At 37.9% G+C, this 1,045-nt stretch carries 1 pseudogene; it reads right to left on the reverse strand.

The window, feature by feature from the left end:
* A pseudogene (locus tag FTU06_RS16685) lies at positions 1-1,045 on the reverse strand (IS3 family transposase); the annotation flags it as partial.

Raw genomic sequence — 1,045 nt, forward strand, 5'->3', positions numbered from 1 at the left:
GGTAGCTGATCATAGTAAAACTCATTTGGTGTCATTTTGTCTAGACTCGAATGAGGTCGTTTCAGATTATAAAACTCAAAATATGCACTCAATTGCTTTTTCGCATCTGTGACACTGCTATAAGCTTTGAGATACACCTCTTCATATTTAACGCTCCGCCATAATCGTTCAACCATCACATTATCTACCCATCGACCTTTACCATCCATACTGATTTGAATGCCATTTGATTTCAATACATCAATAAATGCATCACTGGTGAACTGACTGCCTTGGTCTGTATTCAATATTTCAGGTGATCCATATTTTTCAATCGCTTCATTTAAAGCCGAAATACAAAAATCCACCTCCATACTAATCGATACCCTATGCGCAAGTACCTTGCGGCTATGCCAATCAATCACAGCACATAAATAAACAAAGCCTTTTGCCATAGGGATATACGTTATATCCGTAGACCACACTTGATTACTGCGCTGAATAGCCAATCCTTTGAGCAGATATGGATATTTACGGTGAGCTTGATTAGCCTGGCTTAAATTTGGTTTGCAATATAACGCCTGAATACCCATTTTCTTCATTAAAGTACGTGTATGACGTCGTCCTATATGATGCCCTTAACGTTTCAACAAATCACGCATCATACGACTGCCTGCAAAAGGATATTGCATATGTAATTCATCAATACATCGCATCAGCTTCAGATCTGATGAGCTAACAGGTTTTGGGCGATAATAATAACAACCACGAGAGACTTTCAGTAACTTAGCTTGTTTAGATACTGAAATCTGAAGTGAGTGATCGATTAACTTTTGTGGTTGAAGCGGCCCAGTTTCTTCAACACACCTTCTAAAAAATCAATTTCTAATGCCTGCTCACCGATTTTTGCATGTAACTTTTTAAGATCAATGGGAGGTTCTGATGGAGCTTTTGATTGATCGAAAGCTTGTGAGGAAGCTGAGATCAATTGATTTTTCCAGTCAATAATTTGGTTTTGATGAACATCAAACTCAGAACTCAATTCAGCAAGTGTTTTTTCTGCTTT

It is taken from the genome of Acinetobacter sp. YH12052 (genome assembly GCF_013419835.1).
GTDB classification, from domain to species: domain Bacteria; phylum Pseudomonadota; class Gammaproteobacteria; order Pseudomonadales; family Moraxellaceae; genus Acinetobacter; species Acinetobacter amyesii.